The 12,610-nt window shown below is 70.6% G+C and carries 8 protein-coding genes and 1 other RNA gene; 6 read left to right on the forward strand and 3 right to left on the reverse strand.

From position 1 onward, the window contains the following. Positions 1–296: 296 nt before the first annotated feature. The 3 genes from rnpB to map all read right to left on the reverse strand — a co-directional run bounded on the left by rnpB (position 297) and on the right by map (position 2,415). Positions 297–657, reverse strand: an RNA gene (gene rnpB, locus ABIC61_RS18315) — RNase P RNA component class A. Between the two features lie 119 nt (positions 658–776). Further along, complete coding sequence (gene ppgK / locus ABIC61_RS18320) at positions 777–1,529, reverse strand: polyphosphate--glucose phosphotransferase (RefSeq protein ID WP_144750151.1); 753 nt, start codon at positions 1,527–1,529, stop codon at positions 777–779. 22 nt (positions 1,530–1,551) lie between these two features. After that, entirely contained in the window at positions 1,552–2,415 is an 864-nt protein-coding gene (gene map, locus ABIC61_RS18325) for a type I methionyl aminopeptidase (RefSeq protein WP_354031051.1), read from the reverse strand. Positions 2,416–2,756: 341 nt separating this feature from the next. Here map and ABIC61_RS18330 point away from each other — a divergent pair, with 341 nt between their 5' ends. From ABIC61_RS18330 to ABIC61_RS18355, 6 genes are all read left to right on the forward strand, one after another. Continuing rightward, a complete protein-coding gene (locus tag ABIC61_RS18330) occupies positions 2,757–2,936 on the forward strand; it encodes an SPOR domain-containing protein (RefSeq protein ID WP_022906735.1) in 180 nt (59 codons plus the stop codon). A gap of 36 nt (positions 2,937–2,972) precedes the next feature. Next, positions 2,973–4,310 carry a type I glutamate--ammonia ligase gene (gene glnA, locus ABIC61_RS18335; protein ID WP_079235857.1) on the forward strand — a complete coding sequence of 446 codons (1,338 nt, stop codon included), beginning with the start codon at positions 2,973–2,975 and terminating at the stop codon, positions 4,308–4,310. Between the two features lie 22 nt (positions 4,311–4,332). After that, positions 4,333–7,287, forward strand: a complete 2,955-nt coding sequence (locus tag ABIC61_RS18340; protein ID WP_354031052.1) for a bifunctional [glutamine synthetase] adenylyltransferase/[glutamine synthetase]-adenylyl-L-tyrosine phosphorylase — start codon at positions 4,333–4,335, stop codon at positions 7,285–7,287. A gap of 550 nt (positions 7,288–7,837) precedes the next feature. Beyond that, positions 7,838–9,445 carry a glycosyltransferase family 2 protein gene (locus ABIC61_RS18345; protein WP_354031053.1) on the forward strand — a complete coding sequence of 536 codons (1,608 nt, stop codon included), beginning with the start codon at positions 7,838–7,840 and terminating at the stop codon, positions 9,443–9,445. Beyond that, positions 9,438–10,961: a glycoside hydrolase family 26 protein gene (locus tag ABIC61_RS18350; RefSeq protein WP_354031054.1), complete on the forward strand. Its 1,524-nt coding sequence runs from the start codon at positions 9,438–9,440 to the stop codon at positions 10,959–10,961. Before ABIC61_RS18345 ends, ABIC61_RS18350 begins: the two co-directional genes overlap by 8 nt. Then, positions 10,958–12,385 (forward strand): UDP-glucose dehydrogenase family protein, encoded by a 1,428-nt coding sequence (locus ABIC61_RS18355; RefSeq protein WP_354031055.1) that lies wholly within the window; start codon positions 10,958–10,960, stop codon positions 12,383–12,385. The genes ABIC61_RS18350 and ABIC61_RS18355 overlap by 4 nt, the downstream gene beginning before the upstream one ends. Positions 12,386–12,610: the final 225 nt, after the last annotated feature.

A 12,610-nucleotide genomic window follows, 5' to 3' on the forward strand; every position in this document is an offset into this window, starting at 1 on the left:
GGCAACCTGGGGGCGGGGCGGGGGGTTGGGGGCCCCCCCCCCCCCCCCCCCCCCGGGGGGGCCCCCCCCGGGCCCCCCCCCCCCCCCCCCCCCCCCGGGGGGGGGGGGGCCCGGCGCCCCCCCCGCCTCCAGGCCGTCCGCGCGCGCGTCGTGCGGTGCGCGCACCGTGCGATGGCGCGTACCGTGCGAGGTTCCGCTCTCGGTGCGAGGGTGTGCGCCTCGCACACAGCGCGGAACCTCGCACGCTGGCGCGCCCGCGTCGCACGGTGCGAGGCACACGCCGCTCGTGTGTGATGCGAATGGGCCGGCCGTACGCCGGGTTCTGTCCCGTCACTTGCGTGGCGGTGACGGCCATCTCTCTCGGACCGACGTTGCCGTCGGCCTCCAGCGGTCTACCCGAGGACTCGGCGAGCAGCCTCAGCGTCCTCTGTCTGACCTTGCTCCGGGCGAGGTTTACCGAGCGGATCCGGTCACCCGGACCCCTGGTGGTCTCTTACACCACCGTTTCACCCTTACCGACGTCGCCGCCGGCGGTCTGCTTTCTGTGGCACTGTCTCGCGGATTGCTCCGGGTGGGTGTTACCCACCGCCCTGCTCTGTGGAGCCCGGACGTTCCTCGGCACTCCCGGGGGAGTGACGCGACCGTCTCACCGACCCATTCGCGGGTGTCAGTCTAGCGGCCGGGGTGCCGAGGTCGCGCGAAGTGCCGCCCGGGAGCGGGCTCGGGCGGCCGATCGTGCGACCTCGACGTCCGAGCCGGCGGGCCGGACGCGCGCGCTACGACTGCGAGCGCGCCGCCAGGGTCGCGGCGCCGATGATGCCCGCGTTGTTGCGGAGGGTCGCCGGGATGATGTCCGCCTGCAGGTCGAGCAGCGGGAGGAACTCCTCGTACTGCTTCGACACGCCGCCGCCCACGACGAAGAGCTCGGGGGAGAGCAGGGCCTCGAGCGTCGAGTAGTACTTCTGCAGCCGCTTCGCCCAGTGCTTCCAGGACAGGTCGTCCCGCTCCTTGGCCGCGAAGGACGCCCGCGACTCGGCGTCGTGCCCGTCGATCTCCAGGTGTCCGAGCTCCGAGTTGACGATGAGGACGCCGTCGTTGATGAGCGCGCTGCCGATGCCCGTTCCCAGGGTCGTGACGACGACCAGCCCGTCCTTGCCCTTCGCCGCGCCGAACTGCTGCTCGGCGAACCCGGCGGCGTCGGCGTCGTTCACGAAGTGGATGGAGCGGCCGAGCTCCTTCTCGAAGAGCGCCTCGGCCTCGAAGCCGATCCACTTCTTCGACACGTTCGCGGCCGACATCGTCTTGCCGTCGCGGACGATCGCCGGGAAGCAGACCCCGACCGGCACGTCCGCCGCGGGGGCGAGCTCCTCGACGATGGACTTCGCCACCGCCACGATGTCGTGCGGCTTCCCGCCCTCGGGCGTGGCCTTCTTGATCCGGTCCGTGGTGAGTTCGCCGGTGGTGACGTCGACGATCGCGCCCTTGATGCCCGTACCGCCGATGTCGACGCCGACTGCGAGGGAGGTCATGAGGAGCCTTTCGGTAGGGGTGTCAGGAGACGGTGAGGAGTTCCGCGCCGCGCTCGGTGACGACGAGGGTGTGCTCGAACTGTGCGGTCCACGACTTGTCCCGCGTCGAGACGGTCCAGTCGTCGGCCCAGATGTCCGCCTCGATGCCGCCGAGCGTGAGCATCGGTTCGATGGTGAAGACCATGCCGGGCTCGATGACGTCGTCGAAGCGGGGTGCGTCGTAGTGCGGGATGATCAGCCCCGAGTGGAAGGCCCGCCCGACCCCGTGGCCCGTGTAGTCACGGACGACGCCGTAGCCGAAGCGCTTCGCGTACGCCTCGATCGCGCGGCCGATGACGTTGACCTGGCGGCCCGGGGCGACGGCGCGGATGCCCCGACGGAGCGCCTCCTCGGTCCGCGAGACGAGGTCGCGGACCTCCTGCGTGCCCTCGCCGACGATGAAGGTCCGGTTCGTGTCGCCGTGCATCCCGTCCTTGTAGGCGGTGATGTCGATGTTGACGAGGTCACCCTCCTGCAGGACGGTGTCGTCGGGGATCCCGTGGCAGATGACCTCGTTGAGGCTGGAGCAGAGCGACTTGGGGTACCCGCGGTAGCCGAGCGTCGAGGGGTAGGCGCCGTGCGACACGACGAACTCGTGGCCGATGCGGTCGAGCTCGTCGGTGGTGACCCCAGGGCGGATCGCCTCGCCCACGGCGTCGATGGCCTGGGAGGCGATGCGGCCGGCGACCCGGATGCGCTCGACCTCGTCCGGCGTGTAGGTGTCGCCGAGCCCGTGCTCGTGCGGTTCCGCCCGGCCGACGTACTCGGGGCGCTCGATGTCCTTCGGGACGGGCCGCTGCGGGGAGAGGCGGCCAGCGGTCAGGTGTCCGTGTTCGTCCCGGGGCATGCGGACCACTCTAGCCAGGTGCGCGGTCCCCGCGACGCGGGTGCGGGGTGCGACGTGCCCGCCTGGAGGCCCGGCGCCGGTCCGCCGGGCCGGCACCGGGCCTCCAGGCGGTCACCATGCGCGCGGGGCGCGCCCCGAAGGTGCGCCTCTGCCACGTCCGGTCCACCTCCGCGTCCGGTCCGCCAGAGCGACAGATCCGCGCTCCGCGCGGCATCCGGTCCGCCGAGGCGACAGATACCCACCGATGTTCGGCGGCGATCTGTCGCTTCGACGGAAGCGACAGATCCGGCACCGGTGAGCAGCGCGGCCCCGCGCACACGCCGGATGGGTACGGTGGCGGCATGAGCGACGAACGCATCGAGTCCCAGTGGTGGTTCAACGAGAAGACGCACGCCGTCGAGCAGGGCCCGCAGTCCCCGCAGCGCGACCGCATCGGCCCGTTCGACACGCGTGAGGAAGCGCAACACGCCCTGGACCGGATCAAGGCGAACAACGAGCGTTGGGACGACGAAGACCAATAGGCTGAGCATCCCAGCTGCACCACGGAAAGGGCGTCAATGGACAAGCAGACGGACTTCGTGCTCCGCACCATCGAGGAGCGGGGCATCAAGTTCATCCGACTCTGGTTCACGGACGTCATCGGGACGCTGAAGTCGGTGGCGATCGCCCCGGCCGAGGTCGAGGGTGCGTTCGCCGAGGGCATCGGGTTCGACGGCTCCGCGATCGAGGGCCTGACGCGGAGCTACGAGGCCGACGTCCTGGCCCACCCGGACCCCTCGACGTTCCAGATCCTCCCGTGGCGCGGCGAGATCGACCCCACTGCGCGGATGTTCTGCGACATCACGACGCCGGACGGTCAGCCCGCCGTCGCCGACCCCCGCAACGTGCTGAAGCGCACGCTGGCGAAGGCGAGCGAGCGCGGCTTCACGTTCTACACGCACCCGGAGATCGAGTTCTACCTGCTGAAGAGCCGCGACTGGCAGGACGGCGGCCCGCAGCCCGTCGATCGCGCCGGCTACTTCGACAACGTCCCCGGCGGCAGCGCGCACGACTTCCGTCGTCGCTCGGTCCGCATGCTCGAGGACCTCGGCATCTCCGTGGAGTTCAGCCACCACGAGGCCGGCCCGGGCCAGAACGAGATCGACCTGCGCTACGCCGACGCGCTCACGATGGCGGACAACATCATGACGTTCCGCACCGTCGTGAAGGAGGTCGCGATCGAGCAGGGCGTCTACGCGACGTTCATGCCGAAGCCGATCTCGGGCCAGCCCGGCTCGGGGATGCACACGCACGTCTCGCTGTTCGAGGGCGACCAGAACGCCTTCTACGAGGCCGGCGGCCAGTACCAGCTGTCCGAGACCGCGAAGCACTTCATCGCCGGTGTCCTCAAGCACGCGCCGGAGATCACGGCGGTCACGAACCAGTTCGTGAACTCGTACAAGCGCCTCTGGGGCGGCGACGAGGCCCCGTCGTTCGTGACGTGGGGCCACAACAACCGCTCGGCGCTCGTCCGCGTCCCGCTGTACAAGCCGAACAAGGGCCAGTCCGCCCGCGTCGAGTACCGCGGCATCGACTCGGCAGCGAACCCGTACCTGGCGTACTCGCTACTGCTCGCCGCGGGCCTCAAGGGCATCGACGAGGGCTACGAGCTCCCGCCCGAGGCAGAGGACAACGTCTGGAGCCTGACGGACTCCGAACGCCGCGCCCTCGGGTACAGCCAGCTGCCGGCGAGCCTCGACCACGCCCTGAGCCTCATGGAGGACTCGGAGCTCGTGGCGGAGACGCTCGGCGAGCAGGTGTTCAACTTCGTGCTGCTCAACAAGCGGCAGGAGTGGAAGCGCTACCGCGACCAGGTCACGCCGTTCGAGCTCGACACCAACCTCGGCGCGCTCTGACGGTCCGCGGGACACGCGCCAGATGACCGGCCGGACGACGACGTCACGTTCCGAGTTGGCCCGCCTGGGCTTCGCGGAGCTCTCGGAGAGCCTGCAGCGGATCGCCGACCTGGAGGCACGGTTCGGCTCCGACCTGCAGGTCCCGGTGAGCGACGCCGCGGCCCTGTGGGAGTCGACCGCCGATCCGGACGGCGCGCTCCGCGCGCTCGAGCGGCTGCTTGAGCGCGCGCCCGACGAGCTCCGTCCGGTGCTCGCCGACGAGGCGGCCACCGAACGCCTCGTCCGGTTGCTCGGCGCGTCGGTCGGGCTCGGTGAGTTCCTGCACCGCCGACCGGCCGAGATCGCGCTGCTGCTCGACCCGGTGACCGAGCCGTGGTCGCAGGAGCGGTACACGGAGTCGCTGCTCGCCGCGATCGACGGTGCCACGGGTGAGGACGCCCGGCTCCGGCTCCGGGTGCGCTACCGCCGGCACCTGGCGCAGATCGCCCTCTTCGACGTCCTGAACGTGTCGCCGACCGAGGCGTTCCCGGCCGTGGCCGCGGGGCTGGCCGACCTCGCCGGCGCCGCGCTCGAGGCCGCGGTGGACGTCGCCCGGCGTGAGGTACCGTTCCCGGCGGCCGACGTCGCCGCGACCCCGCTCGCCGTCATCGCGATGGGCAAGGCGGGTGCGCGGGAGCTCAACTACGTCAGCGACGTCGACGTCATCTTCGTCACGGAGCCCACCGACACCATCGGCACCGACCGCGCCGTCCTCATCTCCACCCGCCTGGCGATCGCGGCCACGCACGCCATCACCGACCTCGCCGCCGAGCCCGCGCTGTGGGAGGTCGACGCGAACCTCCGACCGGAGGGCAAGGACGGCGCACTCGTCCGGACGCTCGACTCGCACGTGGCGTACTACGAGCGCTGGGCGAAGGAGTGGGAGTTCCAGGCGCTGCTCAAGGCGCGGCCGATCGCCGGGTCCGCCGACCTGGGGGAGCGCTACGCCGCCGCCGTCGGCCCGTTCGTGTGGAACTCCGCGAAGCGTCCCGGGTTCGTCGAGTCCGTGCAGCGCATGCGGGAGCGGGTCACGGAGCACATCCCGGACGCCGAGGTCGACCGGCAGCTGAAGCTCGGTCCCGGCGGCCTGCGCGACGTCGAGTTCACGGTGCAGCTCCTGCAGCTCGTGCACGGTCGCGACGACGAGTCCGTGCGGGTCCGTTCGACGCTCGAGGCGATGGACGCCCTCACCGACGCCGGCTACGTCGGGCGACCGGAGGCCGCACGCTTCGGCCCCGACTACGCCCTGCTCCGGGTGCTCGAGCACCGGATCCAACTCCGGCGACTCCAGCGCACGCACCTGATGCCCTCCGACGAAGAGGAACTGCGGGTCCTGGCGAGGTCGAGCGGCCTCGCGAAGTCGGCGTCCGCGCTCGAGACCCGCTGGCGCGGCGTGAAGCTCGAGGTCCGCGGCCTGCACGAGCGGCTCTTCTACCGTCCGCTCCTGTCCGCCGTGGCCGCGAGCGACGGTGACATCGTGCTGACGAGCGACCAGGCCGTCGACCGCCTCGGCGCGATCGGCTTCGCGGACCCGGCCGGCGCGCTGAGCCACATCCGGGCGCTGACCCAGGGCACGAGCCGTCGCGCGGCGATCCAGCGGAACCTGCTCCCCGTGCTGCTGCGGTGGATGGCGGAGGGACCGGCCCCCGACCGCGCACTCCTGGCCTTCCGCCGGCTCAGCGACACCCTGGGGGAGTCGAGCTGGTTCCTCCGCATGCTCCGGGACTCCTCGGGTGCCGCGCACTCGCTCACGACCGTGCTGTCCGAGTCAGCGTTCCTGTCCGGGCTGCTCGAGCGCTTCCCCGAGGCCGTGGCCTGGCTCGACGAACCGGACACCCTACTGCGCCCGCGACCGATCGAGTCGCTCCTCGCCGAGGTCACGGCCACCACCGCGCGGCACGGTGACGACGTCGACGGTGCCGCGGCACTCGTCCGGTCCGCCCGACGACGGGAGACCCTGCGCCTCGGCATGGCCGCCGTGCTCGGGCAGCTCGACGTGGACGCCCTCGGCCCCGCGCTGAGCGACGTGACCGAGTCGACCCTCGCCGGTGCGCTGACCCTGGCCCGCCGGGACGCCCCGGCCGGCCTGGAGTTCGGCGTCATCGCGATGGGACGGTACGGCGGGCGGGAACTCGGCTTCGGATCCGATGCCGACGTCCTCTACGTGTACCGGGCCCCGGCGGAGATCCCCTCCGAGCAGGCGTCGCGCGCGGCCCAGACCATCGTCCGCGAACTCGCCCGGCTGACCGACGACGCGATCCACCCGTTCGACCTCGACATCGACCTGCGCCCCGAGGGCAAGAACGGCCCCGTGGTCCGCACCCTCGACTCGTACGGCGCGTACTACGCCCGCTGGTCGCTGACGTGGGAGGCGCAAGCGCTCCTCCGGGCCCGCGGCGCCGTGGGGGACCAGCAGCTCCTGCGTGACTTCGAGCACCTCGCCGACCGCACCCGGTACCCGGACCACATCGACGACCAGGAGGTCCGTGAGGTCCGGCGCATCAAGGCCCGCGTCGAGTCCGAACGACTCCCGCGTGGTGCCGATCCCGCACGGCACCTCAAGCTCGGCCGGGGCTCGCTGAGCGACGTCGAGTGGTTCGTCCAGCTCCTGCAGCTGCAGCACGCGCTGAGCGTGCCGGGGCTCCGGACCACGTCGACGCTCGAGGCCCTGGACGCCGCGACCGAGGCCGGGTTCATCGGGGCCGAGGACGCCGAACGCCTGGGTGCCGCGTGGCGGTTCGCCTCCCGGACCCGGAGCGCGCTCGTGCTCTGGTCGGGGAAGACCACCGACGTGCTGCCCGTGGACCGCATCCAGCTCGAGGGCGTGGCGCGCCTGATGGAGTACCCGCCCGGGTCGGCGTCGCAGCTCGAGGACGACTACCTCGGCGTCACGCGGCGTGCGCGGCAGGTGTTCGAGCGCGAGTTCTACGGCGCCTGACGGGTGGGTGCCACGACGCCCTCGCCCGGCCGCACCCGACACCTGTCGCGCGCGCGACACGCCCGGACCGACGTGTTTCGTGGCTCGTCGACAGGTCCTCGGAAGTGAATTCGACGTAACACGAGCCGTCCCCCGTTCGTGATGGCGTGTACCCCGATGCCGGCGACGCCGCGCGCCGTTACCGCGCCGTGATCGACGGATCGCGCCGTCGGCGCAGCGCCCCCGCCGCGGACGTGCGCCGCGCCCGGCGACCACGCCCGGAACAGGGCTTTCCTGCGGAGGTGATCCGCGCCTCCAGGCCGCTGCTCGACCCGCGCAGGGTGAGTGGCAGGGTGAAACGCGTCCGCCGGAGTGCTGTCAGCAGCAGTGCGGACACGATCGCCACGACGCGAGGGGGACCGCGACGTACCCCGTAACGTCCCCGTAACGCCCCCGGACGGGGGCCGCGTTGCGAGGCCGGTCCGCTTTCTGCATCAATGGGGTCACCCGAACCGACCCCGATTTCCCGATGGCGCGGAATCACCCACCTCGAACGTTGAAGCAGGGATCGATGTTCACCTTCATTCTGCAGATCAGGCAGATGGTCGACGGGCACCCCGAGTTCTACCTCTTCGCCGTGTACTCCGCGGTGATCTGGTTGCTCTGGTTGCTCAAGGTCGTCCTCTCCGCCCGCTACCGCCCCTACACCGGTACCTACACCGGCACCACGAGCGTCGTCGTCCCCGTCGTGGACGAACCGCTCGACCTCTTCCGCGACGTCATCGGCCGCATGGTCGAGCAGCGTCCCGGCGAGATCATCGTCGTCATCAACGGCGCCCGGAACGAGGCCCTCGAAGCGGTCTGCGACGAGTTCGCCCCACTCGTCCGCTGGACCCACACGCCCATCCCGGGCAAGCGCAACGCCGTCAAGGTCGGCACCGAGATGTCCACCGGCGACATCACCGTGCTCGTCGACTCGGACACGGTCTGGACCCCCGGCACGCTCGACGAACTGCTCAAGCCGTTCGCCGACGCCTCGGTCGGTGGCGTGACCACCCGTCAGCGCATCCTGGAGCCCGAGCGCAGCTGGATCACCCGCTGGGCGGACTGGCTGGAGAACTCCCGCGCGCTGTACTCGATGCCCGCGCAGAGCGTTCTCGGCCAGATCGGCTGCCTGCCCGGACGCACGATCGCCTTCCGACGCGACATCCTCGTGCGTGTCATGGACCGCTTCATGCACGAGAAGTTCATGGGCGTGTTCCTCGAGGTGTCCGACGACCGGACGCTGACGAACCTCACGCTCAAGGAGGGGTACCGCACCGTCTACCAGTACACGTCGCTGGTCTACACGGACGCCCCGCTCCAGGTGAAGAAGCTGTTCAAGCAGCAGCTCCGCTGGGCCCGTGGCTCGCAGTACAACACGCTGCGGATGCTCCCGTGGATGCTCGGCCACGCGCCGATCCTCGCGCTGTTCTTCCTGACCGACATCATCCTGCCGTTCATGCTCTTCGGCGTGATCGCCGGCTGGATCTACCGCGGCCTCACCGGTCAGGGTTCGAACCTGTACGAGGGGATCCTGCACCAGTACGGGTTCTCCACCGGGTTCATCTACGTCGCCGCCCTCATGGTGGTCTCGTCCGTCCTCAGCATGGCGATCCGACAGATCCGGCACCTCGCCGAGAAGCCGAGCGACTTCTTCCGCCTGCCGATGTTCATCATCGTGTCGACGTTCTTCCTCATGCCGATCCGCCTCATCGGCTTCTTCCGCCTGGCGCACGCGTCCGGCTGGGGGACCCGCGCCGGTGCCTACGCCGGCGGGCCGATGGAAGAGGACCCCGCCGACGCCGTGCAGCCGACGGCCGTCGGGACGCGGGCCCCGGTCAGCCCGATCGACGCCGTCCCCACGGACCCGGCCGTCGCCGCCTTCGCTGCTGACCCCACGGCCGCCGCGGACCAGCGCGCCGCGGACCGCGCGTTCGACGAACTGTTCGGCCCCGACGCCACCACCAACTCCACCGCGACGGTGCTCGCCACGCGCCGGTCCGCCGCGCAGGCCTCCGTCGCTCCGGCACCCGCGAAGCAGGCTCCCGCACGCGTCCGCCGGTACAACCCGTACGCCGCGATCCCGTACTGCATCGGCATCGCGGTCTTCGCCCTGGAGGCCTTCCTCATTGTCTGACCTCATCCGATCCTCAAGTACGTGGTGGGCCCAGTCCAGCAAGCACGCTCGGCTCACCGCCATCGGCACCACCGCCATCGTCATCGTCCTCGGGCTGATCACCTGGAACGTCTGGGTGTCCCCGGCCGGCTCCGTGTCGACCGCGGTCCACCAGGCGCTCGGGGTCACCCCGCCGAAGAAGAAGGTCTCCGCCGCCGAGCTCCAGACGAAGCTCGACGCCGCGCAGGAGAAGATCTGGGCGCTCGAGGGCAAGCTCGACTCCAGCAGCGCGCAGGCCGGGTCGCGTGCCGACCAGATCACGCAGCTCAAGGCGCAGCTCGCGTCGCTGCAGTCCGAGCTCGGCGCGGCGAAGAGCGGGACTGGAGGCGCGTCCTCCTCCGGCGGGTCCGGTACCTCCGTCAACGCGGCCGGCTCCGGCGGCTCGGGTGGATCCGGTGGCTCCAGCAGCTCCGGCGGTTCCGGTGGGTCCGGGGGTTCCGTCACGAAGCCGAACACCGGCCCGTCGAAGGACCCCACCACCACGCCGATCAGCACCCCGAGCAAGGCGCAGATCCTCGGCCAGCAGTCCCGCTGGTACGGCCTCTACACGGCGCAGTCGCCCTTCAGCTGGTCCGAGTACGACCAGGTGCAGCAGGCGGTCGGCACCGCGACGAACATGGTCGGGTACTTCCAGGGCTTCGACCAGGACTTCAACGCCAGCGCCGTGCAGCGCTCCTGGGCGAACGGTCGCCTGCCGATGATGACGTGGGAGTCCGTGCCCGCGGCCACCGGCAACGACGAGCCGTACGTGCCCGGGTACACCAACCAGGACATCCTCTCCGGCAAGTTCGACGCCTACCTCACCAAGTACGCGCAGGCGGTGAAGGCGAACGGGATGCCGCTCGTGATCCGCTTCGACCACGAGATGAACGGCCAGTGGTACAGCTGGTCCGAGTCGAGTGCGCAGAAGAACGATCCCGGTTCGTACAAGAAGGTCTGGCAGCACGTCTGGAAGGTCTTCCAGGACAACGGTGCCAACCAGTACGCGATCTGGAACTGGTCGCCGACGCGCATCGACAACCTCGGCAACCCGAAGTACCAGACCCTCGCCTACATGGAGAACTACTACCCGGGTGCCCAGTACGTCGACTGGGTCGGCATGAGCGGCTACTACCGCAAGGCCGTCGAGCAGCCGACGTTCCAGAACACGTTCGGTGCCACGCTCGCGCAGATCCGGCAGATCGCACCCGGCAAGCACATCGTCCTCAACGAGATCGGCGCCACCGAGACCGGCGGCACCGCCTCGAACGGCCAGAAGTCCCAATGGATCACCTCGCTGTTCGACGCCCTCGCCGACCCCGCGAACAAGGACATCATCGGCTTCGCGTACTTCAGCGAAGTGGCCACCACGATCGTCGACGGTGCCCGCACCACGAACGACTGGCGACTCAACTCCCGCGCCGACAGCCTCGCGACCTTCGCGAAGGGCATCAAGCGCAACGACATCGACTACGACCTGCAGGAGGTCACGCCATGACCGCGTCCAAGAAGTCGACCGCAGCGGCCGACACCCGTCCCGCACCCGTCATCAGCGTCATCGGCACCGGCTACCTCGGTGCCACCCACGCGGCCGCGATGGCCGAGATGGGTTTCGAGACGATCGGCGTGGACGTCGACCCGTCGAAGCTCGCCGCCCTCGCCGCCGGCGAGGTCCCGTTCTACGAGCCCGGTCTGCCGGAGCTCATCACGAAGCACGTCGCGAGCGGCAAGCTCCGCTTCACCGCCTCGATCGCCGAGGCCGTGGCCGCCGCCGACGTCCACTTCGTCTGCGTCGGCACCCCGCAGCGGGCCGGCTCGCACGCGGCGAACCTGTCCTACGTCGAGAACGCCACACGAGGCGTCGCCGAGAACCTCACGCACCCCGGCGTCATCGTCGGCAAGTCGACGGTCCCGGTCGGCACCGCTGCGCGTCTGCGTGGCATCGTCCGCGAGTTCGCGCCGGCCGGCATCGACGCGGAGCTGATCTGGAACCCGGAGTTCCTCCGCGAGGGCAAGGCCGTCGACGACACGCTGCACCCGGACCGCCTGGTCTGGGGCGGTGCGTCCCCGGCCGCCGACGCCGTGATCCGCGAGGTCTACGCCGCACCCATCGCCGAGGGCACCCCGGTCATCACGACCGACCTCGCCACGGCGGAGCTCGTCAAGGTCAGCGCCAACGCGTTCCTCGCGACGAAGATCTCGTTCATCAACGCGATCTCGGAGATGTGCGCGATCACCGGCGCCGACGTGTCGACCCTGGCGGACGCCCTCGGACACGACGCCCGCATCGGCCGGAAGTTCCTCAACGCGGGCCTCGGCTTCGGCGGTGGCTGCCTGCCGAAGGACATCCGTGCGCTCATGCACCGTGCGAACGAGCTCGGTGCCGGCCGCGTGGTCGGACTCATGCAGCAGGTCGACGAGATCAACATGGGGCAGCGCGAACGCGTGATCGACATGACGATCGACGCGCTCGACGGTTCCGTGCTCAACCGTCGCGTCGCGGTGATCGGGGCGGCGTTCAAGCCCCTCACCGACGACGTCCGCGACTCGCCGGCGCTCAACGTCGCCGCCGCGCTGCACCTGCGCGGCGCCCAGGTCACCCTGTGGGACCCGGAGGCGATGGAGACCGCCCGACGCTCGTTCCCGACGCTCTCGTACGCCTCGTCGATGGTCGACGCGATCGAGGACGCCGACGTCGTGCTCGTCCTCACCGAGTGGGACGACATCGTCGAGGCCTCGCCGGTCGAACTCGCCGCCATCGTCGGTCGTCGGTTCGTGATCGACGCCCGCAACTGCCTCCCGGTCACCGACTGGGTCAAGGCGGGTTGGACCGTCCGTTCCCTGGGACGGCCCACTCCGGTCACGGGTGCACCCGTGAGCGTCGCCGCGGGGACGAACGACGTGCTGGCGACAGCGCGCTAGACGTCTCCGCCAACGAGCGGGGTCCGTGCCGGGGCGGCACGGGCCCCGCTTTCGCGCGCGCGTACCCGGTCGAATCGGGCGTACCTGACTGTTTCGGGCGTACCTGGTCGTTCCTTCCGACCAGGGACGCCCGTTTCCACTTCCCATCGCGCCCGCTCTGGGAAGGAACGTGCAGGGTGACCGCCTGGAGGCGCGGTGCCGGCCCGGCGGACCGGCACCGCGCCT

Origin of the sequence: Curtobacterium sp. 1544, assembly GCF_040544915.1 — a bacterium.
GTDB lineage: Bacteria > Actinomycetota > Actinomycetes > Actinomycetales > Microbacteriaceae > Curtobacterium > Curtobacterium pusillum_C.

Excerpts from the sequence above, each read along its gene's own strand:
- map (WP_354031051.1), bottom strand. The coding sequence starts at position 2,415 with ATGCCCCGGGACGAACACGGACACCTGACCGCTGGCCGCCTCTCCCCG.
- ppgK (WP_144750151.1), bottom strand. The coding sequence starts at position 1,529 with ATGACCTCCCTCGCAGTCGGCGTCGACATCGGCGGTACGGGCATCAAG.
- ABIC61_RS18345 (WP_354031053.1), top strand. The coding sequence starts at position 7,838 with ATGTTCACCTTCATTCTGCAGATCAGGCAGATGGTCGACGGGCACCCC.
- ABIC61_RS18355 (WP_354031055.1), top strand. The coding sequence starts at position 10,958 with ATGACCGCGTCCAAGAAGTCGACCGCAGCGGCCGACACCCGTCCCGCA.
- ABIC61_RS18340 (WP_354031052.1), top strand. The coding sequence starts at position 4,333 with ATGACCGGCCGGACGACGACGTCACGTTCCGAGTTGGCCCGCCTGGGC.
- ABIC61_RS18330 (WP_022906735.1), top strand. The coding sequence starts at position 2,757 with ATGAGCGACGAACGCATCGAGTCCCAGTGGTGGTTCAACGAGAAGACG.
- glnA (WP_079235857.1), top strand. The coding sequence starts at position 2,973 with ATGGACAAGCAGACGGACTTCGTGCTCCGCACCATCGAGGAGCGGGGC.